General features: G+C 70.9%; 21 protein-coding genes and 1 pseudogene. 5 read left to right on the top strand and 17 right to left on the bottom strand.

All coding sequences use genetic code 11. The features are described 5' to 3' along the window. Positions 1-167 precede the first annotated feature (167 nt). Positions 168-518 (bottom strand): DUF2203 domain-containing protein, encoded by a 351-nt coding sequence (locus ACGFIA_RS00295; protein WP_260034125.1) that lies wholly within the window; start codon positions 516-518, stop codon positions 168-170. 165 nt (positions 519-683) lie between these two features. Here ACGFIA_RS00295 and ACGFIA_RS00290 point away from each other — a divergent pair, with 165 nt between their 5' ends. Both ACGFIA_RS00290 and ACGFIA_RS00285 read left to right on the top strand, forming a co-directional pair. Further along, positions 684-2372, top strand: coding sequence for a metallophosphoesterase family protein (locus ACGFIA_RS00290; protein ID WP_393257609.1), 1689 nt, complete (start codon positions 684-686; stop codon positions 2370-2372). Then, positions 2369-3295, top strand: coding sequence for an HAD-IA family hydrolase (locus ACGFIA_RS00285; protein WP_357469609.1), 927 nt, complete (start codon positions 2369-2371; stop codon positions 3293-3295). Before ACGFIA_RS00290 ends, ACGFIA_RS00285 begins: the two co-directional genes overlap by 4 nt. Here ACGFIA_RS00285 and ACGFIA_RS00280 read toward each other — a convergent pair. From ACGFIA_RS00280 to ACGFIA_RS00230, 11 genes and pseudogenes are all read right to left on the bottom strand, one after another. Then, complete coding sequence (locus ACGFIA_RS00280; RefSeq protein WP_357469612.1) at positions 3253-3873, bottom strand: SLATT domain-containing protein; 621 nt, start codon at positions 3871-3873, stop codon at positions 3253-3255. The two genes, ACGFIA_RS00285 and ACGFIA_RS00280, sit on opposite strands and share 43 nt — an antisense overlap. A 173-nt stretch (positions 3874-4046) precedes the next feature. Continuing rightward, positions 4047-5681, bottom strand: a complete 1635-nt coding sequence (locus ACGFIA_RS00275; RefSeq protein ID WP_393257604.1) for an ammonium transporter — start codon at positions 5679-5681, stop codon at positions 4047-4049. Then, entirely contained in the window at positions 5659-6729 is a 1071-nt protein-coding gene (gene yut / locus ACGFIA_RS00270) for an urea transporter (protein ID WP_357476667.1), read from the bottom strand. Before yut ends, ACGFIA_RS00275 begins: the two co-directional genes overlap by 23 nt. Positions 6730-6747: 18 nt before the next feature. After that, positions 6748-7665, bottom strand: a complete 918-nt coding sequence (locus ACGFIA_RS00265; protein ID WP_357476664.1) for an urease accessory protein UreD — start codon at positions 7663-7665, stop codon at positions 6748-6750. Next, positions 7662-8291, bottom strand: a complete 630-nt coding sequence (gene ureG / locus ACGFIA_RS00260) for an urease accessory protein UreG (protein ID WP_013287653.1) — start codon at positions 8289-8291, stop codon at positions 7662-7664. The genes ACGFIA_RS00265 and ureG overlap by 4 nt, the downstream gene beginning before the upstream one ends. A 30-nt stretch (positions 8292-8321) precedes the next feature. Next, positions 8322-8999 (bottom strand): urease accessory protein UreF, encoded by a 678-nt coding sequence (locus ACGFIA_RS00255; protein WP_357469625.1) that lies wholly within the window; start codon positions 8997-8999, stop codon positions 8322-8324. A gap of 18 nt (positions 9000-9017) precedes the next feature. Further along, positions 9018-9581 carry an urease accessory protein UreE gene (gene ureE, locus ACGFIA_RS00250; protein WP_013475749.1) on the bottom strand — a complete coding sequence of 188 codons (564 nt, stop codon included), beginning with the start codon at positions 9579-9581 and terminating at the stop codon, positions 9018-9020. Between the two features lie 59 nt (positions 9582-9640). Next, positions 9641-11359, bottom strand: coding sequence for an urease subunit alpha (locus ACGFIA_RS00245; RefSeq protein ID WP_357469628.1), 1719 nt, complete (start codon positions 11357-11359; stop codon positions 9641-9643). A gap of 215 nt (positions 11360-11574) precedes the next feature. Beyond that, positions 11575-11910, bottom strand: a pseudogene (locus tag ACGFIA_RS00240) (urease subunit beta); the annotation flags it as partial. A 43-nt stretch (positions 11911-11953) separates the two neighbouring features. Next, complete coding sequence (locus tag ACGFIA_RS00235; RefSeq protein ID WP_013287657.1) at positions 11954-12256, bottom strand: urease subunit gamma; 303 nt, start codon at positions 12254-12256, stop codon at positions 11954-11956. Between the two features lie 94 nt (positions 12257-12350). Then, on the bottom strand, positions 12351-13784 hold the full coding sequence (locus ACGFIA_RS00230; RefSeq protein ID WP_393257597.1) for a sugar porter family MFS transporter: 1434 nt from the start codon (positions 13782-13784) through the stop codon (positions 12351-12353). A 138-nt stretch (positions 13785-13922) separates the two neighbouring features. Here ACGFIA_RS00230 and ACGFIA_RS00225 point away from each other — a divergent pair, with 138 nt between their 5' ends. Beyond that, positions 13923-14645, top strand: a complete 723-nt coding sequence (locus tag ACGFIA_RS00225; RefSeq protein ID WP_357469633.1) for a YoaK family protein — start codon at positions 13923-13925, stop codon at positions 14643-14645. Between the two features lie 3 nt (positions 14646-14648). On the opposite strand, the gene proC is transcribed toward ACGFIA_RS00225, so the two are convergent. The 4 genes from proC to ACGFIA_RS00205 form a co-directional block, all read right to left on the bottom strand. Further along, a complete protein-coding gene (proC, locus tag ACGFIA_RS00220) occupies positions 14649-15467 on the bottom strand; it encodes a pyrroline-5-carboxylate reductase (protein WP_357380678.1) in 819 nt (272 codons plus the stop codon). 77 nt (positions 15468-15544) lie between these two features. Next, positions 15545-16573, bottom strand: coding sequence for a 6-phosphofructokinase (locus ACGFIA_RS00215; protein ID WP_073831551.1), 1029 nt, complete (start codon positions 16571-16573; stop codon positions 15545-15547). A gap of 178 nt (positions 16574-16751) precedes the next feature. Beyond that, complete coding sequence (locus ACGFIA_RS00210; RefSeq protein ID WP_357380676.1) at positions 16752-17255, bottom strand: pyridoxamine 5'-phosphate oxidase family protein; 504 nt, start codon at positions 17253-17255, stop codon at positions 16752-16754. Positions 17256-17314: 59 nt separating this feature from the next. Next, positions 17315-17818 carry a polyadenylate-specific 3'-exoribonuclease AS gene (locus ACGFIA_RS00205; RefSeq protein ID WP_091420952.1) on the bottom strand — a complete coding sequence of 168 codons (504 nt, stop codon included), beginning with the start codon at positions 17816-17818 and terminating at the stop codon, positions 17315-17317. A 246-nt stretch (positions 17819-18064) separates the two neighbouring features. On the opposite strand from ACGFIA_RS00205, the gene ACGFIA_RS00200 reads away from it, so the two are divergent. Further along, positions 18065-18757 carry a Crp/Fnr family transcriptional regulator gene (locus ACGFIA_RS00200; RefSeq protein ID WP_013287664.1) on the top strand — a complete coding sequence of 231 codons (693 nt, stop codon included), beginning with the start codon at positions 18065-18067 and terminating at the stop codon, positions 18755-18757. 64 nt (positions 18758-18821) lie between these two features. Here the strand turns inward: ACGFIA_RS00200 and ACGFIA_RS00195 are convergent, their stop codons facing one another. Further along, complete coding sequence (locus ACGFIA_RS00195; protein ID WP_357469636.1) at positions 18822-19010, bottom strand: hypothetical protein; 189 nt, start codon at positions 19008-19010, stop codon at positions 18822-18824. 193 nt (positions 19011-19203) lie between these two features. Between ACGFIA_RS00195 and ACGFIA_RS00190 the strand changes: the two genes are divergently transcribed. Beyond that, a complete protein-coding gene (locus tag ACGFIA_RS00190; protein WP_357469736.1) occupies positions 19204-22671 on the top strand; it encodes an AAA family ATPase in 3468 nt (1155 codons plus the stop codon). Positions 22672-22834: the final 163 nt, after the last annotated feature.

Here is a 22834-nt window from a genome sequence, read left to right as displayed (position 1 = left end):
AGATCACAGGGCATGGAAGATCACCGATTTGCGGCCCGGCGCGCATAGCGACTTACGCCGACAAATCGTTGCCGGTTTCGCGCACCGCACCGAAGGTTTCCGCCAGCGAGGACGAATCGACGCAGATCAGACGCGGACAGGGCGGCTCGGGCCGGACCACGGCTCGCTCAGACGGGGCGGCGGCCGGCGAAACCGCACTCGACCCGGTGGTACCACCGGATGTCGGTGTCCCCCTCCAGCCAGCACCACAGCACCGCCCGGCCGTCGCGCTCACCGGGGAAGTCGAGCAGCACCGGGGCGATCCCCTTCACCGCGATCTCGTGCTGGTGGAACTCGTCCACCACGAGATGCAACCGCGCCTCCAGCGCCTTCACCTCGGCCAACCCGCCGAGCGCGCTGACGCCGTGATCGGCCAGATCGACCCGCAGCTCGGCCAGGTCGGCCCGCAGCCGGATCAGCTCGTCGACGCGCGGCCGCAGCGTGGCCACCAGGTGTCGCGCCTGGGCGAGAGTGAACACCGGGCCAGTATGCGGCACGACCGTCCGGAGGGAAGCTGCCACACGGCACCGCCGGAACGGCGCCGGGTATCGAGCATCGTCGCGCTCGGGTATACAGATGGTTTCTCCCGGATCGGCCCTCGGCTTGCCCGGACACCCCTCGCCCGCCGTTGGAGGCTCACTGGCATGAGCGATCGTTCGCCCAGCCCCAGCACCCCGGACCCGCGGTACCTGTTCCGGTACCGGGATCTGGTCGCCGACACCCTGCCCGAGCATCGCGCCGTCCTGCAGGAGCGTGGTTGGTGCTGGTGGGGCTGGTGGAAGCGACCCAACGAACCCGGACGACTGGAGGTATGGGAGGCGCTCGAACGCGAGACGCTGGAGGGACCTCGGGTGCCGATCGGGCTGTTCCACTCCGGGACGGGCCTCGTTCATCCCGCCATCGTCGACCGCGTGATCCTGCCGCAGCCGGACGATCTCGGGGCCTTCACCTCGCTCAGTCCGCCCGACGCCGAACGGGACGGCGTTCCACCCTACTATCGGGCGAGTCGGCACAGCCGGGGATGGCTACGGCTGGTGGCCCTGGCCGAGGAGCCGATGGAATTCTTCGGGAAGTTCTCCTTCGCCGCCGCACCGCCGTTGCCACATCATCCGCGAGGCCAAATGGAGCGGCTGGTGGGTAAGCGGATCCTGGACGCTGACGAGCTGCGCGCGATGGACACCACCATCTGGGAGATCCGTCCGGCCCAGCCGGCTGACTCCAGCGAGCGGTTCCTGACCGCGTCGCCACGCCAGGACGGCGCGCTGTCCGCCGAGCCGATCGCCTGCCCAGGGCCGTGGCTGCTGCACCTCACCGATCCGCACTATGCGACCGGGCGGTTTCGGTCGGAGCATCAGTGGCGGCTGGAGACCGAGGACGGCGCTACTCGCCCGACCATGGTCGACGCGATCTCCGATGCCCTGGCTCGTGATCAGCGGTCGGTAGGAGCGGTCCTCGTAACGGGCGATCTCACCTACGTCGCCCACCGCGACGAGTTCGCGGCGGCGCGGGCCGGCCTCTTCAAGCTCACCAATGGGCTGCTCGGGCTGGGCATGGAACATCTCGTCGTCATCCCCGGCAATCACGACATCGCCTGGACCCGCGGTGACTCGTACGAATACGGAGCACCGGTCGAGGTGGCTCCGGCGGCGGCAACGGCCGACTACCGGGAGTTCTTTCGCGCCCTATACGGATACCCGGCCTCACCCCACCTCTCGATGGCTCGCCGCTTCGTCTTCCCCGGCGGCAACCTGGTCGACATCGCCGCGGTCAACTCCAGTTCGCTGGAACAGGGGCAGTCGTTCCTGGCGGGCATGGGCCGGGTCCAGGAGTCCGCATACCGCGAGGTGACCAGTGCGCTCGCCTGGTCGAGCCCTGGATCAGCCCTGCGCGTGCTCGCGCTGCATCATCATCTCGCACTGACCGAGGACCTCGAATCGCCCGACGAGTACGCGACGGGTTTCGGGATCGCCATCGACGCACCAAGGATCCAGCGCCTGGCCGCCCGTGACGGGGTGCACCTCGCGGTGCACGGGCACAAGCACCGCGCGTTCGTCTGGCGCACCGAGGCGTACCATCTCCCCGAATACAGCAACGAACGCTGGGACCTGGGACGCTTCAACATCGTCGGTGGCGGGAGCAGCGGCTCGAGATCGTCAGACGGTCGGCGTAACTTCTTCAACCTGATCCGGATGGCGGGTCCAGTCGTGGAGTTGGAGATGTACCGGAGTCAACAACAAGGCTCGTTCGAACGCTTCATGACCTGGCGGGCCCCGCTGGCAACAGGGTCAGACGGCCGGCTTGAGATTGCCCCCTGGAAGGTCGTTTCCCCATGACCATCAGACGGCCCGTCGTGCACGCCCTCATCCTCGACATGGACAATACGTTGTACGACTGGGTGGCGTACTTCGTGCCGGCAGTGCGAGCGATGGTGGCCGTAGCCGCCGAACTCCTCGACGTGTCCGAGGACGAGTTGCGCAACAACCTCCAGGCCGTTCACCGCAACCACGGCAACACCGAGCACCCCTTCGCGCTGCTCGAGACCTCTGCCGTCGAGCGACGCCTACCCGGGATGAGCCAACGAGCACGACACGAGCACCTACTGCCGGCCTTCGCCGCTTTCAACGAGGTCCGGCGACGTCACCTTCACCTCTATCCGGATGTGGAAAGCACGCTCCGGGCCATCAAGGCCACAGGTTGTCACGTTGTGGGACACACCGAGGCCAAGGACGTGAACATCAGCAGTCGAGCAAGGTCGCTCGGGTTGGACGCGATGTTGGAGGCGATCTACGCGCCCCGGTTCGTCGGGCCACCACACCCGTTGGGCGCCGATCGACTGTCCCTTCCGGCCGCAATCGAGGTTCGCGTACTGCCACCGACGGCACGCAAGCCCAATCCGGAGATCGCCCGTCAGATCTCCGAGCAGCTCGGCGTTCCGACTGCCCACTGCCTGTACGTGGGCGACAGCCTGAGCAAGGACGTGGCGATGGCCAAGCGAGCAGGGATGCTCGCCGCCTGGGCTCGCTACGGCACCCACCACGACTCCGACCTCTGGCGCGGCTTGGTCGCACTGTCCCACTGGGACCCGGCGGCCGTCACCGCAGCAGAAGTCAAGAGCGATGATCCTCCGCAGTACGCGCCGGACGTGACGCTCGACGCCTTCCGCGAGTTGTGCGACCACTACACCTTCAGTGCTGCACCGCACCCGAGGCGGCCTCAAGTGATATCGGCCTGCTTGCCGGCGGCACCGGCCGATTGACCCGCTCCGACGGAGGTGTGGTCCGCTGCGGGCGACCATCCGCTCCGCCGGTTTAGGTCACCGATGTTGCTGCGGAACTCACTGAGCCACTCGCCGGTCTCCGCCTCGACCAACTCGGCCGTCCGCAGCACGAGCACGCGGATTAGTTCCTCGCGCCGCCGTACCACCGCGTCCTCCGTGGCCGCGACACCCAACTGCGTGGCAACCCAGTCCAGCCGGAACTCGATGAGTGCCCGCTGAAGCGCTTGCGCGGTAGCGATGTCGCGCATCCAGGCGGAGGACAGGCCAAAGAAGTGGTCGAAGGCCAGGCAGCCACCAGCAATAGCGAGCAGGACATATCCCCAGCTGGCGCCGCTCCCAGCGCTCGCCGCGCTGACGAGGGGCACGACTCCGCCAGCGATCCCCAGCAGAATCGCGCAACCGCGCAGCAGGCGGGAGATCCTGCGGCGTACCGCCTTGTCGCGCAGGTACCAGGCAACCGCGTCCTCAGCCTGCCCTTCCGCCCACCCGCGCAAACGGTCCAGAGCGGCCTCAGGCTGTTGGTCCGCAGCCAAGACGGGGAACGGGCGGATGATCATGTCCCGTCGCGGGACTCGACGGCTTGGCCTGTCGACGTGACCGTTGCCCGCTACCACGAGCCGCCCGATCCCAGCGCATGGCGAAGGCCGTGACCGGGTGGCGGGTCGAGGATCGGAGAATGCTGTCGCGCCATACGCACAGCCTGCGTCATCGCGCCCTACCACTCAAGGAATCAGACGCGTTCCGCCTCCTGCACGAACGTGTCGCTCCGCCGCGCGCCCATCCGGTCCAGCTCGTCCAGCACCGCACCCACGCCGTCAGCGCCGACCAGCACCGTGACCCGCAATCGGGCGGCGAGGGGCTGGTCCTGCCAGTAGCCGCGCGGCAGCAGGCTCGCCTGCGGCGTGGTCGTCGCCACGGCGGCGTCGCTGACGATCACCGAGATCGCGCCGGCGGCAAGCAGGGCGTCGCGCAGGTCGGCGCTGTTGGCCGCCGGATCCGGTTCCAGCAGCGCGGTGACCACCCGTACCCGCTGGCCTGGTGGCACTGCCGGTTCGCCGGCCGGCGCCGCTCCGGTACGGCGGCGGGGCGCGCCCGGCGCGGTCAGGCTGGTGACCCCGCCTAGGTGGTACGCGTCGGCGCCCTGTTGCGCCTGGTCCAGGCGTTCCTGGTCGGCGAGCGGCACGCGCAGGCCGATCAGCGCCTGCACCCCGGCGGCGATCAGCCAGGTGAGGACGAAGGAGAACGCGACCACCGCGACCACGCCGACGATCTGGCGCCACAGCAGGCCGCCCCCGCCGCCGAGCAACAGCCCGTCGGCGCCGAGCGGGTTGACCCCGCGGTTGCCGAACAGGCCGAGCAGGAGCGTGCCGAGCATGCCGCCGACGAAGTGCACGGCGAGCACGTCGAGCGCGTCGTCGAGGCGCAGCAGGTACTTCAGCTTCAGCGCGAAGTGGCAGACCAGGCCGGCCAGCGCCCCGATCGCGACGGCCGAGGCCGCGTTGACGTACCCGGCGGTCGGGGTGACCGTCGCGAGGCCCGCCACCGCGCCGGAGACCGCGCCCACGACGGTGCTGTGCCCGTCGGTGACGCGTTCCAGCCCCAGCCAGACGAGCATCGCCGCCGCGGCGGCGAGGTGCGTGTTGAGGACGGCCTGCGCGGCCAGGCCGTTGGCCTGGAGGCCGTCGCCGCCGTTGAAGCCGAACCAGCCGAACCAGAGGATCCCCGCGCCGACGATGGTCAGCGGGATCGAGTTCGGTGGCGCGGCGGTGTGCGGCCAGTCCCGGCGGCGGCCGACGACGAGCAGGACGGCCAGCACGGCGGCGCCGGCGCTGGCGTGCACGACGAGCCCGCCGGCCCAGTCCTGGGTGCCGAACTTCGCCAGCCATCCGCCGGGGTGCCAGAGCCAGTGCGCGATCGGCGCGTAGACCACCACCGACCAGACCGCGAGGAACAGCACCCAGCCGCCGAAGCGCAGCCGGCCCGCTGTGGCGCCGGTGACGAGCGCCGGTGTGATCACCGCGAACATCATCTGGAACAGGACGAACGCCAGCGTGGGGATGGTGATCCGGCCGTCGACCACGTGCAGGTTGGGCGCGGGCGGCACCTTCAGATCGGTGAGCCCGAACAGCTCCAGGTTGCCGAACAGCCCGCTGCCGGCGTCGTCGCCGAAGGCGATGGTGTAGCCGACGAGCACCCACGTCAGGCTGACCACGCCCAACGCGATCATGTTCTGTTGCAGCATCGCCAGCACGTTGCGGGTGCGGACCATACCGCCGTAGAAGGCGGCCAGGCCCGGTGTCATGAACAGGACGAGGCCGGCGCACACAAGCACCCAGGCGGTGTCACCCGCGTTCGGAGCGGACATGGTTTCCCCCCTTGTCTCGCAGGTGGACGGAGTCACGAGCGGTGGCCAGGAAGGTGTCCTTCACCCGCTCGTGGTTGGGCAACGGCGCGAAGTGCCGGTCCGGCAGCAGCAACAGCCAGGTGGCGATGTTGAACGGACCGGTCAGCACCGGAATGCCCAGCGGGGTGAGCATGGTGGTCAGCGCCATCTGTACGAACAGCGTCAGCGCGATGCCGAACAGCGTGTAGACGGTCACCAGCGTGCCGGGGCGGTGCGCGACAGCGCCCACCACGATCGCGGTCAGCACGGCGTTGAAGGCGAACAGGCCCTTGTCCAGCGACGCGCCGTCGGCGCCGAACCAGAGCGCCAGCAGTGTCGCGCCGACGGTGCCGATCACCGCGAACAGCGCCGACCAGCGGGAGTTGATCAGCAGGGCGATGAGGATGAGCAGTCCGGTGACCCAGCTCTCGATCAGGTAGACCTGGGACACGCCCTTGAGGAAGGTCGGGATGAGGCCCCAGCCGAAGGTGCCGCCGGTCAGCGGTCCCTCGCCGGGGAACGTCGGTGTCAGCTTGGTCAGCACCGTGAACTTGTCGAACTGGTACGCGCCCATCAGCAGGAACCAGGTCGTGAGCACGAACGGGAAGGTGTAGGCGGTCAGGTTCCAGCGTTTGAAGACGGCGTTGAGGGCGAGCGTGACCACCACCGTGCCGATCGCGCCGAGCACCAGGTAGAGCCACATCATCGGGCGCTTGTCGAGGAACGTGGGCACCGCCAGGCCGGTCAGCAGCGGGCTGAAGCCGAACAGGCCCTTGCGCCAGCTGGCCGGGTCGACCCGCAGCGCCAGCGCGGTGGCGGTGCCCACGACCAGGGCGAGCACGCCGCCACCGATCACCCGGGGTGTGCCGGCCTCGAACGCGCCCCAGGCGAGCGCGATCAGGATGAGCAGGCCGCTCAGCGGATTGTTCTGCAGCACCACCTGGGCGGCGCCGCGCAGGCACGCGTCGACGAACCGGACCAGTGGGTTCCGGTCGGCCAGGTGGCGCCAGCCTCGTCCGATGTCGGCCATGTCGGTCTTCTCCTCGCCTCAACGCCAGCTGAAGACCGGCGGGAAGGTGCAGCCGGTCACCTCTTCACGGGCGGCCGTGCAGAACGCGCGTACCGCGGCGCGGACCGGTTCGGTCTCCTGGCCCAGCACCTTGAACACCAGGCCGGCGTCGTTCGGCAGCCGGCTGACAGCGGTGGCCAGCGGCGTCTGCTCGTCCCACACCGGCGTCGCGGTCCGCTCGAAGACCCGGGCCGCCCGGTCCGGGTCGGTGAGCAGCACGGCGTTGCCGAAGACGTGGAAGCGGTCCATCACGCCGATCCGCGTCACCGGGACCCGGCCGGGAGTGATGACGAACTTCTCCACGAACAGCGGGCGTCCGTCGGGCCGCTGCGCCCGCAGCGTGGTGGAGAACAGGTCGTACGCGAAGATCTCGCCGTCGCGGTAGTACTTGCGGCCGGGCTGGAGCACCTCGGCGTACAGCATCGTCGCGGTCTGCGGCAGGCGGACCACGGTGTCGGAGACGAACCGGCTGCGCCGGAACGGGATCACCGGCTCGGGCAGGAACTCCAGGTAGGCGTCGTCGGCCAGGGTGAAGCTCTGGGTCTGGGTGCCGTAGTTGGCGTCCATCTCCTGGATCTTGGTGGCAGCCTGGGTGACCAGGTGCGCCTGCGCGCCGGGCCCGAGGCCGACGTCCATGCGCAGCCGGTCGCCCTGGAGCACGCCGCCGGAGGTGGTGAGGATCATGACGCAGGGCAGGCCCGGCATCTCCTCGTCCCAGTACAGCGCGCGCTGCACCAGCAGCGGGGACTGCCGGAAGACGTCGCGCATGATGGTCCGGTCGCCGCGCCGCTCGAACCCCAGCCGGAGGATGCCCACCTTGCCGTTCGCGGCAGCCGGCAACTGCGCCGGCTGGTCCTGGTACGGCGCGAGTTCCCGGACGGAGTCCAGAGTGGTCATGCCAGGACTTCGGCGTCGAAGAGCGCGTTGCGGCGGACCAGGTCCACCAGGTCGTCGATGCCCTCACCGGTCTTGCAGTTGGTGAACACGAACGGCTTGCCGCCGCGCATCAGCTCGGCGTCGCGGGCCATCACGTCCAGGTCGGCGTCGACGTACGGGGCCAGGTCGGTCTTGTTGATCACGAGGATGTCGGACTTGGAGATACCAGGGCCGTTCTTGCGCGGGATCTTGTCGCCGGCCGCCACGTCGATCACGTAGATGAAGTAGTCGACGAGCGCGGGGCTGAAGGTGAGCGTGAGGTTGTCCCCGCCGCTCTCGATGAGCACGACGTCGCTGTCCGGGAACCGCGCCTCCATGTCCTCCACCGCGGCGAGGTTCATGCTGGGGTCCTCGCGAACAGCGGTGTGCGGGCAGGCGCCGGTCTCCACCCCGACGATGCGTTCCTCCACCAGCACGCCGGTCAGGGCGCGGCGGACGTGCTTGGCGTCCTCGGTGGTGACCACGTCGTTGGTGATGACCAGGATGCGCAGGCCCTGCTCGACCAGGCGGGGCACGACGGCCTCGATGATGGCCGTCTTGCCGCTGCCCACCGGGCCGCCCACGCCGATCCGACTCGCTGATTTCATTGTTGAGAAAGCCCTTCAGGTGATGAGCGTTCAGCTCATGAACATCCGTACGTGTGCGTGCTGGTGCGCGCCGGCCAGCACGTCGAGGTGCGGCGCGAAGCTCTGCATGTCGTCGAGCCCGGCGGTGCGCACCTCCTCGTAGTCCTCGCCGACCCGCTCGTTCACCGCGAAGAGGATCGACTGGGTGTCGAGGTGGTCCACCCGCATCAGCCGGACCGCCGCGCCGAGCACCATGGAGGCCGCGCCGTACTGGTGGGCGGCGAACGCGTCCGCCTCGTCCACGCCGAGTTCGGCGAAGAGCACGCCGAGCGCGACCGGGTAGGTGACCGGGACGCCGGTGCCGCTCTCCGCGACGCGCTTGCGCAGCAGGGACTCCCCCACCACCCGTTCGGCGGCCTCGGCCAGCTTGCGCCCCATGCGGACGGTCATCGTCCGCGTCTCCTCGTTGATCTTGCGCAGGTGTACGGCCTCGTCGGCCGCCCGGATCCGGTCGGGGTCCCCGGCGAGGGCGGCGCGGTGCGCCACGAGCAGCGCCACCCCGTCACCGGTGGCGGCGGCGCGGGTGACAGTACGCACGAACTCCTGCAACGTGGCCCGGTCGTGCACCGCGCCCTGCTCGACCGCCGTCTCCAACCCGTTGGAGAAGGAGAAGGCACCGACCGGGAAGACCGAGTCACCGAACTGGAGCAGCTTCAGGGCCTCGGTCACCGTGGACACCCCGGCCCCTCAGTTCAGATCGGCGGGCAGGTGCGTGTGCGGGGTCGAGTCGGCCCCGCCGAACAGGCGCCGCGACTCGTGCGGGGCCAGGTACGCGATGATCTCGGTGCCGGGGATGAACTCGTGGGTGAGGCCGGTGAACGCGTGCGTGCGCATCACCGAGTCCATGACCTTGCGGTCCACAGTGAGCGGGACGTACATCTTGGTGCCCTTCACCACCGCCGGCCAGTGCTGGTTGCCGATCGCGTGGCCGAGCTCGACGGCCGAGCGGATCACCATGTCCAGGGACTCACCGTGCAGCGTGTCGAGGTGCACGACCATGACCTCGCCGAGCGCGATCCGGGCCACCACCGCCGTCGCCGTGGCGTCGTCCCAGGCCAGCACGTCACCGTCGCGCAGCCGTACACCGCGGGCCAGGGACAGCGCCAGTTCGGTGCCGAGGCTGGTGGTCCGGCGCAGCCGGCTCTTCTGGGCGTCCCACTGGTCGAGGACCAGGTCGTCGACCTTGGCCTCCCGGAGCCGCTCGGTCCAGGCCGGCTCGTTCACGTTGCCGAGTACCGTTTCGACGAGCATGTGTTCTCCTTTCACGCGACCCCGCCACCGGCCGGGCCGGCTGCGGGCACCGCGCCGGGTCAGCTGAAGAAGTAGAGCTGGCTGAGGGGGAGGTTCTTGGCCGCCGGCACTGTCGCGTGCACGCCGTCCATCTTCACGGCGAAGGTCTCCGGGTCGACTTCGAGCTTCGGCGTACGGTCGTTGCGCACCATGTCGCGCTTGGTCAGGTTGCGGCAGCCGTATACCGGCATCACCTGCCGTTGCAGGCCGAGCTGCTCGGCCACACCCGACTCGTGCGCGGCGCGGGACACGAAGGTCACGCAGTTCCTGGCGAGCTGGGAGCCGGTGGCGCCGAACATGGGCCGGTAGTAGACCGGCTGCGGGGTGGGCAGCGAGGCGTTCGGGTCGCCCATGATCGACCAGGCGATCATGCCGCCCTTGAGCACCATCTTCGGCTTCGTGCCGAAGAACGCGGGCTCCCAGAGCACCAGGTCGGCGAGCTTGCCCGGGCTGACCGAGCCGATGACGTGCGAGACGCCCTGGGTGATCGCCGGGTTGATGGTCATCTTGGCGACGTAGCGCAGGACCCGGAAGTTGTCGTTGGCGTCGGAGTCCTCGGCCAGCTTGCCGCGGACGTTCTTCATCTGGCCGGCGAGCTGGACGGTCCGCAGCCAGGTCTCCCCAACCCGGCCCATGGCCTGCGAGTCGCTCTGCATCATCGAGATGACGCCCTCGTCGAGGAGCACGTCCTCGGCGGCGATGGTCTCGGTGCGGATCCGGCTCTCCACGAAGGCGACGTCCGAGGGCACCTTCGGGTTGAAGTTGTGACAGACCATGATCATGTCGTACAGCTCGGACTGGCTGTTGATGCCGTACGGCACGGTGGGCGTGGTCGACGCGGGCAGCACGTTCATCTGGCCGGCGACCTTGATGATGTCCGGCGCGTGCCCGCCACCGGCGCCCTCGGTGTGGAAGGTGTGGATGGTCCGGCCCTCGAAGGCGGCGATGCTGTCCTCGATGTAGCCGCTCTCGTTGAGCGTGTCGGTGTGGATGCTGATCTGGACGTCGTACTCGTCGGCCACGGCGAGGCAGGACCGGATCACCGCGGGCGGGGCGCCCCAGTCCTCGTGGATCTTGAAGCTGGGCACCCCGGCCATGATCTGCTCGACGAGCGGCGCCCGGCCACTGCTGTTGCCCTTGCCCAGCAGGCCGATGTTGATCGGCAGGTCCTCGAAGGACCGCATCATGTTCTGGATGTTCCACGGGCCGGGCGTGATGGTGACGCCGTTCGTGCTGTCGGTGGGCCCGGTACCGCCGCCCCAGAGGGTGGTAACGCCGTTGCTGAGCGCGGCCCACACCTGCTGCGGGGTGACCAGGTGGACGTGCGCGTCGATGCCGCCGGCGGTCAGGATCAGGTGCTCACCGGAGATCGCGTCGGTGCCCGGACCGGTCACCAGGCCCGGTGTCACCCCGTCCATGATGTTGGGGTTGCCGGCCTTGCCGATCCCGGCGATCTTGCCGTCCTTGATCCCCACGTCCGCCTTGACCACACCGAGCAGCGCGTCGACGATCGTCACATTGGTGATCACCAGGTCCACCACGCCCTCGGCGCTGGTGGCCTGGCTGGCACTGCCCATGCCGTCGCGCAGGGTCTTGCCACCGCCGTACATGACCTCGTCACCGAGGACCCGCAGGTCCTTCTCGATCTCGATGTAGAGGTCGGTGTCACCCAGCCGGATCTGGTCGCCCGTGGTCGGGCCGTACATTCCGGCATATTCCTGCCGTGAGATCTGACTCATGCGTTCTCGCTCCAGCTCTGGCGCGTCGAAGGAAGGCCGGGCTACTTCTTGCCCTTGCCGCTCTTGTCCTGGTCCTTGCCCTTGGCCTGGTCCTTGCCCTGGTCCTTGGCCTGGCCCTGCTGCTGCGTCGTCGTCTTGAAGCCGCGCGTCTGGGCCTGGTGGAGCGCCTCGGCCCGGTCCGGCCGGTACCCGGGGATCGGCCCGTCGCCGGTCCAGCCCTGGACCAGGCCGTTGAAGCCGTAGACCCGCTGGGAACCGCCGTACGGGATCAACTGGACGGTCTTGCGGTCGCCGGGCTCGAACCGGATCGAGGTGGTGGCCGGGATGTTCAGCCGCTTGCCGAACGCCGCCGGGCGGTCGAACTCCAGGAAGCGGTTGGCCTCGAAGAAGTGGAAGTGGGAGCCGACCTGGATGGGCCGGTCACCGGTGTTCCGCACGACCACCTCGGTCACCGGCCGCCCGGCGTTGAGTTCCAGAGGTTGGTCGCTGAGCTTGTAGCCGCCGATGGGCCGAAGGTGCTTGGAGTTCGGTCCCGGGTGTTGCTTCGCCATGTCGCCCCCGCTCTGCCGGAGACCGCGGCCTCCGGTCGCTGCTCTACTGGATGGGTGAGTGGACGGTGATCAGCCGCGACCCGTCGGTGAAGACCGCTTCGACCTGGAGCATCGGGATCATGTCCGCCACGCCGGGGATCACGTCGTCGGCGGTGAGCACATGGCTCGCGTCGTTCATGACCTCCTCGACGGTCTTGCCCTCGCGCGCGCCCTCCAGCGCCGCGGCGCAGATCACCGCCACGGCCTCGGGGTGGTTGAGCTTGACCCCGCGCGCCTTGCGGGCGTTTGCGACCATCGCCAACGAGTGGATCGTCAGCTTGTCGAATTCCTTCGGCGTGAGATGCACTTCGTGACCCCTTCGTCCGCACCTTCTGTACGGTTTCAGCTATCCCGTCACGGTAAGAGAGCTTTGGCCGGTTCGAAGCCCGTTCAGGGAGATTTCAGGGGTTGGTGTGCGCCCGCTCGCGCCGGTCGTAGTCGGCGACCCACATCTGCTGGATCTGCTCCAGCGTCCGGCCCCTGGTCTCCGGCAGGTAGCGCCGCACGAACAGGAAACCGAGCACGCACAGCCCGGCGAAGAGCGCGAACACGCCCGACCGGCCGAGCGCGTCCAGCAGGCTCAGGAAGAACTGCGTGATCAGGTACTCGGTGCCCCAGTGGGTGGCGGTGGCGATCGCCACGCACCGGCCGCGGATCGGACCGGGATAGATCTCGTTGATCACGGTCCAGGCGGCCGGGCCGATCGACACGGCGTAGAACGCGACGAAGAAGATCACGCCGACCAGCAGGAACAGGCCCGCGGTGGTGACCCGGCCCTCGCCGCGCCCGGCACCGGCACCGGCACCGGCACCGGCACCCAGGAAGCTGACGCTGACCACGGCGAGCGAGACCGCCATCCCGGCCAGGCCGACCAGCAGCAGCGGCCGGCGGCCGACGCGGTCGAGCAGGCCGACCGCGACCAGCGCGAACGCGGCGTCCACCGCGCCGACCGCCCAGGTGGTCGCGGAGAGCTGCGCCTGCGGGGTACGGAACCCCGCCGCCGCGAAGATCGAGTCGGCGTAGTAGATGATGCCGTTGATCCCGGTCGCCTGCTGGAACAGCGCCAGCCCCACACCCAGCGCCAGCGGACGCCGCCACTGCGGGGACAGCAGTTCCCGCCAGCTCGCCGTGCGGCCGTGCAGGCTCTTCTCGATCTCGCCGAGGCGCTGCTCCACCCGCTGCTCGGGGACGGTGCGGCACAACGACTCGCGGGCGCGACGGCGGTCGCCCCGCTTGAGGTACCAGACCGCCGAGTCCGGCACCACCACAGTCACCAGGATCAGCGCCACGCCCAGCACGACCGCCGCGCCGAGCAGGTACCGCCACGAGTCGCCGCCGGTGAAGAGCTCGTCCGCCAGGTAGCCGATGAAGATCGCGAAGGTGATGGAGAACTGGTAGACCCCGAGCAGGCCACCGCGGACCCGTTCCGGCGCCGCCTCGGCCGCGAACATCGGCCCGGCGACCGAGGCCACGCCGATGCCCACCCCGAGGAGCACCCGCGCGCCGAGCAGCGCGCCGATGGTCGGCGCCGCCGCCTGCACGATCGCGGCGACGACGTACGCGCCGCCGGCGACCCACAGCGCGCCCCGCCGGCCGGCCCGGTCGGCGAGGTGACCACCGGCGAGCGCGCCGGCCAGCGCGCCCACAGTCACCCAGCTCGCCGCCTCCTCCACCTCGAAGGTGCCCACGTCGAACGTGCGGCGGATGTCGTGCAGCGCGCCGCTGATGACGCCTTGGTCGTAGCCGAAGAAGGCGCCGGAGAGGACGACGATCGACAGGATCGCCACGAGGTTGCGACGGGACGGCCGGCCGGCCGCGCGTCCGCTCGCCGCCATCTCACCCCGTCCGCCGGCGACCGCCAACGAAACGGCCGAAGACCCACATATGCGACATATAGTAGGTTCGCCGCTGCGGTCCGACAGTGAAACGGCCGGACGCCGCCGGGGTGGCTCCTGCACACGGACGGGGGAAGGGTGAACCGGTCGGCGCCGTACGGCTCCGCGGACTCCTACCGCGAGTTCCGCCACCCGATCGCCGCGCTGGTGCTCGCCGTCGTCACCGCCGGCGCGCTGGACGCCTTCGCGTTCCTGCGGTACGGCGCGTTCGTCGCCAACCAGTCCGGCAACGCCATCTTCTTCGGCATGGGACCGGCCGGCGCGCATCCCACCTGGCCGGTCTCGGCCGCGTCCATCGTCGCGTTCGCCACCACCGCCGGGCTGGTCAACCTGCTGCGCCGCCGTACGCGGCCGACCGCGGCCCCACTCGTCGACATCGCGGTCACCGAAGCCGCAATGGCCGTCTGGACGGTGCTCAACCTGGCCCTCGCGTACGGCCGGCACGGGACGGCCGCACGGGTGCTGCTCGCCGCCGCCGGAGCGGTCGCCATGGGCAGCCTGACCACGGTGGCGACGCGTACCGCGGGCATCGCGACGCCGATCACCTACCAGTCGGACACCACGACGAAGACCGGTGAGCGGGCCGCCCGCTGGCTGTTCGGCCCCACCGCCGGCCGGGGACGGGCCCGGCGCGGCACCCTGCTCGGGCTGCTCGCCCTGGTCAGCTACAGCGCCGGCGGCGCGATCGGCACGCTGGCCCAGCACCGGCCCCGCTGGGTGCCGCTGTGGGGGCTGATCGCCCTGGCCGTGCTGATCCCGCTGCTCCGCCGGCACCCGCGGCCGGCGTCGCCGCCCGGCTGAGCGTCAGTCGGCCTGGGCGGCGATCTCCCGGGCCCGGTCCCGGGCCGCCTCCAGCGCCGCCAGCATCGCCGCGCGTACGCCGTGGTTCTCCAGCTCACGGATCGCGGAGATGGTGGTGCCGGCGGGCGAGGTGACCGCCTCACGCAGCTTCACCGGGTGCTCGCCGGAGTCGCGCAGCATCACCGCCGAGCCGATGGCGGTCTGCACGATCAACTCGTGCGCCACCTGGCGCGGCAGGCCGAGCAGGATGCCGGCGTCGATCATGGCCTCGACCAGCAGGTAGAAGTAGGCCGGGCCGGAGCCGGAGAGCGCGGTCACCGCGTCCTGCTGCGACTCGGGCACCCGTACCGTCGCCCCGAGCGGGGAGAACATCCCCTCCGCCAGCGCCAGGTGCTCGCCGCTGGCGTACGCGCCCGCCGAGATCGCGCTGATCGCCTGGTCGACGAGCGCCGGGGTGTTGGTCATGACCCGGACCACCGGGGTGCCCTCGGGCAGCCGGCGGTTGAAGAAGGCGGTCGGCAGGCCGGCGCAGAGCGAGATGACCAGCTTGTCGGCCGGCACCTTCGGGCCGATCTCGTCCAGCAGCGCGGCGGCGTCCTGCGGCTTGACCGACACCGCCAGCACCTCGGCCTCGGCCACCGCGGTCAGGTTGTCCACCACCCGTACGCCGTAGCGCTCGGTCAGTTCCCGCGCCCGGGCCGGCCGCCGCGCGGTGGCGAGCAGCCGCTCCACCGGCCAGCCGGAACGCAGCAGCCCGGAGAGCATCAGCTCGCCGATCTTGCCCGCGCCGATCACCGCGACCGTATGCACCTGACCTGCCATCAGCCGTACCCCTTCCCGGGTCACGTGGGCACGGCGTGGCGGGCCGGTCGACGGCCCGCCACGCCGTGTGCCGTCGATCAGCTACCGAAGAAGACCTCGGCCTCGGCGTACCGCTCCAGCGGCACGGTCTTCAGTTCGCGGGTGGCGTCGGCGAGCGGGACGCGGACGATGTCCGTGCTCTGCATCGCGACCATCTTGCCCCAGTCGCCCTCGTGCACGGCGTCGATCGCCTGGAGGCCGAGCCGGGTCGCGAGCACCCGGTCGAACGCGGTCGGGGTGCCACCGCGCTGGATGTGGCCGAGCACCACGGTGCGGGCCTCCTTGCCGGTCTTGGCCTCCAGCTGCTCGGCCAGCCACTGGCCGATGCCGCCGAGACGGACGTGACCGAACGCGTCCAGCTCCTGGTTGTGCAGCACCATCTGGCCGTCCAGCGGCTGGGCGCCCTCGGCGACCACGACGATCGGGGCGTACTGGTGCTGGAAGCGCTTCTCGACGTAGCCGGCCACCTGCTCGACGTCGAACTGCCGCTCCGGCAGCAGGATCACGTTGGCGCCACCGGCGAGGCCGGCGTGCAGGGCGATCCAGCCGGCGTGCCGGCCCATGACCTCGACCACGAGCGTGCGGTGGTGGCTCTCCGCTGTGGTGTGCAGCCGGTCGATCGCCTCCATGGCGATGTTGACGGCGGTGTCGAAGCCGAACGTGTAGTCGGTGGCGCCCAGGTCGTTGTCGATCGTCTTGGGCACGCCGATGACGTGGACGCCCAGCTCGTGCAGCTTGGTGGCGACGCCGAGGGTGTCCTCGCCGCCGATCGCGATCAGCGCGTCCACGCCCTGCGCGGCCAGGTTCTCCTTGATCCGCTCCACGCCGTTCTCGATCTTGAACGGGTTGGTGCGGGACGAGCCGAGGATGGTGCCGCCGCGGGGCAGGATGCCGCGCACCTCGGGGATGCCGAGCGGCTTGGTCAGGCCTTCGAGCGGGCCCTTCCAGCCGTCCCGGAAGCCCACGAACTCGTGACCATAGGTGGCGACGCCCTTGCGGACCACCGCCCGAATCACCGCGTTGAGACCTGGGCAGTCGCCGCCGCCGGTGAGCACGCCGATACGCATGATCTGCTCATCCTCCTGGAGCATCAGGTGAAGCCCGGATAAGCCCCAGGATATGTGTCAGATCAGACCATCGGCGCCGTTGCCGGCCCGGGGCGGGCCGTCACTGCGCACTGTAGTCGGCACAGGTGTACGCCGACACCGCACCCCGGGCCGTTCCGGACGGCGGACGGGCTACCCGTCAGTAGCTGACCTCGTGGTTCTCCCCCGACTTCGGCGGCTTGCCGGTCACCGCCGCCTTGGCGAAGCCGAGCAGATTCACCACGGCGCTGCCGGGCGAGTCCCAGTACTCCGCCGACCCGGCGTGCACCTTGATCAACGTGATCCCGGGCGTGTCCAGCCCGTCCGGGAACCACGCCTTCAGCAGCGGGTTCCACAGCTTCTTCGCCCGCTCGGCGTCCCACTCCTCCGTGGCGGTGCCGGCCACGGAGACCCAGGCATGGTGCCGCTGGTCGGAGAAACCGACGTTCACCTGCGGGTTCACCCGGATCTGCCGCACCTTCGCCGAGTCGGCGTACGCGAAGAACCACAGGTCGCCGTCGAACTCCGCCTCCTGCAACCCCATCGGGCGGCTGACCAGACGCCCGTCCACGCCGGTGGTGGTGAGCAGGCAGATCCGGGCGTCCCGGATCAGCTCGGTGACCCGGCGACGGGCGTCCGCGGCGTTTGTCGGCTCTTTGCTCATGGGGCACTCCTGTCCTCGGATCGGCGTAGCTGCCGCTCCGGTGCCCTGGGCGGAACCGGTCAAACCTCCCGCGCGGTCATCGCCCGCCACCGCGCCAGGTTGTGCCGCGCGTCGACGAGCGCGTCGTGCCGGTCGGCCTCGGCGTCCGGCAGCCGGGGACGTCCCCGGTCGTCCCAGAGCTGACGCAGCTCCTTGGTGAAGCGGGGGATCTCCCGGGGCAGAGCCGGCATCGCGCCCCAGAGCTGGGCCAGCACGACGTGGTCGTACGCGGCGTACCAGGCCCACAGCTCCAGCTGCTCACCCGGCCGGTCCCGCACCGGCTCCAGCAGGAACTCGTGCAGGTCGTCACGGATGCGCTCGCGGGAGCGCCAGGCCCGGTCGGCCGGCGAGGGGAGCTTGTCCAGCACGTTGCGCCGCACCCAGGGCACCGCCCGGGAGTCGTCGAACTCGGTGGAGACCGCGTAGAACTCGCGGCCGTACTCGTCGACGACGCCGATCGACACCAGGTCGACGATGCGGCCGTCCTCGATGAATTCGCAGTCGTAGAAATAGCGGTAGACCATCGCACCCATCCTCGCCCATCGGCCGCGCGGACCGCTCGCCGGGGCGTCCGCCGAGGTCGGCGGCGTGCCGGCGGCGACCGGGCATGGTCACGGAAGTGTTTCCGGGGGTGTACAGCACGCGACGGGAGCGTCATGATCTGATGTGTACCGCCGTCGGGCGCCGAACCGGTTGAGCTGCTTCGTACCGGGACTGAGAGCTTCACCCGGTGTGCGAGTCGTGACTTCTGACCGGGGAGGGGTTGAGCCGTGGAGTCTCGCCTGCCGGAGCCGGGTGACGCGCTCACGGGTGTGGAGATGTTCGCCGGGCTTGAGCCGGAGGTGCGGCAGCGTGTCATCGCCGCGGCCGTACCGCGCACCTACCGCAAGGGCCAACTGCTCTTCGTCGAGAACGACCCCGGCGAGTCGTTGATCGTGCTGCGCCGCGGCGCGGTGGCGGTGTTCCGCACCGCCCCCACCGGTGAGCGCGCGGTGCTGTCGGTGATCCGACCGCCGGACGTGCTCGGCGAGGTGTCCCTGTTGGACGCCTCCACCCGCTCGGCGTCGGCCGAGGCGATCGAGGACTGCGCCGCGCTGGCGCTGTCCCGGCCCGCGTTCATGGAGCTCGTGCACTCCAACCCGCGCATCCTGGACGCGGTGATGCGCTCGCTGGGCCAGTTGATCCGCCGGCTCACCGAGCAGAACGCCGACCACGTCTTCCTCGACCTGCCCGGCCGGGTCGCGAAGACGCTGGTCCGGCTGGCCGGTGAGAGCCAGGCCCCGATGATCACGATCGAGCTGAACCAGAGCCAGCTCGCCGAGATGGCCGGCGGTTCCCGGCAGAGCGTCAACCAGGCCATCGGCTCGTTCGCCAGCCGGGGCTGGCTGCGTACCGAGGGACGCCGCATCGTGGTCACCGACGTGGCCGCGCTGCGCCGCCGGGCCGGCATGAACGACCGCTGACACGACGACGGCGGGGGCCGGCGGTCGTCCCGCCGGCCCCCGCCGCGTTCGTCGTACGCCCCGGTCAGTCGTTGTCGGTGTCGGCCGGGGGCGCGGTGGGCCCGGGGCCGATCTTCGACGGGTCGGTCTTCTTCGGCGGCGTGGTCGTGGTGGTCGTGGTCTCGGTCGATCCGCTACCGGCGGGCTGCTCCACCATGCCTTTTTCCTCCAGTTCGGCGAGCGTGACGGCGTCCACGTCGACAGTGTCGCCCACGGCCCACACCGTCCCCCGTGGATCGGTCCATGAGGTGGACAGCCGGACGTGCACGGCAAACTCCCTGTCGAAAGGACTTCCTGCTAGGGGAGACTAGACCCGGCCGAACAGCCGTGACGTCCCGCCGACCCGTCGGGTACCCGACTGCGCGGCCGCGCGGGACACTGGGGACCTCACGCGTACGGAGCCGGACATCGACCTCACCTGTGGACACTGCGCCCGGACCGCCGGGCCGGACGACCGCTTCTGCGGCGGGTGCGGGCGCCCGCTCGCGGCGGCCTGCCCGGGCTGTGGGCACGCCAACGACACCGGCGCCAACTTCTGCACCAACTGCGGGCAGCCGCTGCGCGACCACACCGTCGCGGTGCAGGAGGACCGCCGTCAGGTCAGCGTGCTCTTCATCGACATCGTCGACTTCACCACGTACGCCGAGCGGGCCGACCCGGAGCAGGCCCGCGGCCTGCAACAGGCCTACTTCTCCACCGTGCGCCGGCTGGTGCACCAGTACGGCGGCGTGGTGGAGAAGTACATCGGCGACGCCGTCATGGCGTTGTTCGGCGCGCCGGTGGCCACCGACAACGACGCGCTGCGTTGCGTCCGCGCCGGGCTGGAGCTGCAACGCAGCCTGGCCAAGCAGCCGGCCGGACCGCATCCGCCACTCGGGTTCCGCGTCGGCATCGCCACCGGCGAGGCCCTGGTCGACCTGGCCGCGGCCCGCGACGGCGGCCAGGCGTTCGTCACCGGCGACGTGGTGAACACCGCCAGCCGGTTGCAGGGGCTGGCCCCGGTCGGCGGCGTGGTGGTCGACGAGAGCACCTGGGCGGCCACCCGGCGCGAGATGGAGTACGACGACCAGCCGCCGGTGACGTTGCGCGGCCGGTCCACGGTGAGCCGGATCTGGCTGGCCGTGCGGGCCCGGCCCCGGCGCGACGGGCAGACCGCCGAGCTGACCCCGATGGTCGACCGCGACCACGAGCGCGGTCTGCTGGTCAGCGCGTTGCACCGCACGCTGACCGAGCGCACCTCGCAGCTGCTCACCGTCTTCGGCCCGGCCGGGGTGGGCAAGAGCCGGCTGCTGCGCGAGCTGGCCCGGCACGCCGCCAGCCTGCCCGGCACGCACGTCACCTGGCTGACCGGCCAGTGCCCGCCGTTCGGCGAGAACGTCACCTACGCGGCGCTGGCCGACATCGTCCGGGGCTGGGCCGGGCTGACCGGCGTCGACGACCCGGCCACCGTCCGGGAACGGCTGCGCGAGCGGCTGGGCCGCCTCGCCGACCCGCACGCGGTACGGCTGGCCGAGGCGCTGGGCCCGCTCGTCGGCGTCTCCGGCGAACGGCTCACCTCGGCCGAGACCGAGGCGGCGTGGCGGCGCTTCCTGCTCACGCTGGCCACGACCGGCCCCACAGTGCTCGTCTTCGAGGACATGCACTGGGCCGACGAGGCGATGCTGTCCTTCGTCGAGCAGCTCGGCGCGGCGGCCCGCAACGTGCCGCTGCTCGTCGTCGCGACCGCCCGCCCGGAGCTGCGCGAGCGGCACCCCGCCTGGACCGGCACGATCAGCGGGGCGATGTCCATCTCGGTGCCGCCGATGCACGACGGGGACATCGACACGCTCTACTCGCTGCTGCTCGGCCAGGCCACGCTGCCGCAGGACGCACGGGCACCGCTGATCGAGTTCGCCGACGGCAACCCGCTCTACGCCCAGGAGTACGCGCGGATGCTGCTCGACGGCGGGCTGGCGGAGCGGACGGCCCCGCTCACGCTCGTCGACCCGTCCGGGGGCGCCGGGATGCCGCGTACCGTGCAGGCGGTCATCGCCAACCGGCTGGACCTGCTCGACCCGGCCGACCGCGCGGTGCTCCAGGCCGCCTCGGTGGTCGGCGTGCAGTTCTGGGCGGCGCCGGTGGCGCTGGCGCTCGGCCGCCCGGTGGAGTGGGTCGAGCGCGCGTTGCATCGCCTCCAGCGCCGTGACCTCGTCTACGAGCTGCCCGTCTCGACGATGCCCGACCAGGCGGAGTACCGGTTCCGGCACGTGCTGGTCCGGGACGTCTGCTATCAGCGGCTGCCCCGGGCCGAGCGGGTCGGCCGGCACCAGCGCACCGCCGACTGGCTGGAGCAGCTCGCCGACGGCCGGCAGCACGACCGGGCCGAGGTGCTGGCCAACCACAGATGGACGGCGCACGAGATCGCCCGCACCGTCGGGCTGGACCAGACCGCGCACGCCGGCGCGACCCGGTCCGCGCTGCACCGGGCCGCGCGCCGGGCGTACGAGCTGCACGCGCTGGAGACCGCGGCGACGCTGGTGGACCGCGCGCTGAGCGTGGAGTGCGGTCCGGACCCGGCACTGGAGCTGTTCCGGGCCGAGCTGGCGTTCTACCGGGACCGGGACGGCTTCCTCGACGGCGGCGGGACGGCGCTGCTCACCGACCTGGCCGGCCGGCTGGCCGACACCGGTGACCGGCAGGGCGCGGCGAAGGCGTGGCGGCTGCTGGCCACGGCGGCCTTCGCCCGGGCCGACCGCTCGGAGCTGATGCGCTGCCTGGACCGGGCCATCAGGCTGCACGCCACGCTGCCGGACAGCGAGGACAAGGTGGGCGTGCTGCTGGAGCTGGCCCGGGCGCACATGCTCGACGCGGAGACCGAGCCGGCGTGCATCGCCGCCCGCACCGCGGCCGAGCTGGCCGAGCGGCTGGGGATGCGGGAGGCCCGGGCGAACGCGCGCATCACGCTCGCCGTGGTCCGTTACCAGGCCGGCGCCGAGGAGGCGTACGCCGAGCTGGCCGAGGTGACCGAGGAGTGCCGGGTGGAGCGGCTGACCGGCCGTAGCCGCGCGGTGCAGAACCTGGCCTGGGTGCTGCAGGAGGAGGGTGACCTGGCCGGCTCGGCCCGGCTTGTCGACGAGCAGCGGTCACTGGACCTCGCCGGCGAGCACGCCCTGACGGTGAACTTCAGCGACCAGTGGGCCCGGTCGTACTACAGCGGGGACTGGACGGCGGCGCTGCGGATGGCCGAGGGGTCGACGCGGCGCCCGACCGACGAGTGGGACATGCACATCGTGGCCGTGTCCGGCTGGATCCGGGCGCTCAGCGACGACCCGGCCGGTCCGGGCACCGGCGAGGACCTGGTGGACCAGGCACTCGTCGCGGCACGGCGCAGCGGCTTCCAGCGGGTGCTGCGCTCCACGCTGGCGCACGCCGCGCTCTGCCGCGCGGTGCAGGGCCGCCGGGAGGAGGCGATGGCGCTGCTGACCGAGCTGGACGAGGACTGGCGGCAGACCCGGATGATCCCGTTCGCCGAGTGGGTGCCGGCGATCGGCCACGTCGCCGCGCTGCTCGGCGGCGACGCCGCGGTGCTGGTGCGCGACCTGCTGGCGAGGTCGCCGCGCACCACCCGCTGGGCGCGCTCGGCCGGGCGGTCGGCCGAGGCGGCCCTGGCCCGGGACGACGGCGACGCCGCGCGGGCGGGCCGGCTGCTCACCACAGCGGCCGAGGGGTACGCGGAGATGACCGACGTGACCGACCAGATGATCGCGTCCGCGCTGGCTGTCGTGCCGCTGACCGAGGCGGATCCGCCAGCCGGCGCGGCGACGCTGGACCGGGTACGCGCGTTCGCCGGCCGGCACGCCGCAGCGGGCCTGCTGCGGATCGCCGGGGCGACCTGAGCCGGGGCGACCTGAGGGACCGGTGAGCGGACCCTTGAGTCCCCTTACCGGGGAAGTATTCGGCTTTGGCGATGAATGTGACTTTTCGCTTGACGATCAGCGGAGTGAGGAGGGCATCCGAGGAAAAGAGGTGGCTGCTGGCCAGTACAGCACCGGCCTCCGT

Origin of the sequence: Micromonospora sp. NPDC049203 (assembly GCF_043197215.1) — a bacterium.
Lineage (GTDB): Bacteria > Actinomycetota > Actinomycetes > Mycobacteriales > Micromonosporaceae > Micromonospora.
Note: the sequence above shows the minus strand (reverse complement) of the source record. Positions and strands in the feature narration are given on the sequence as shown.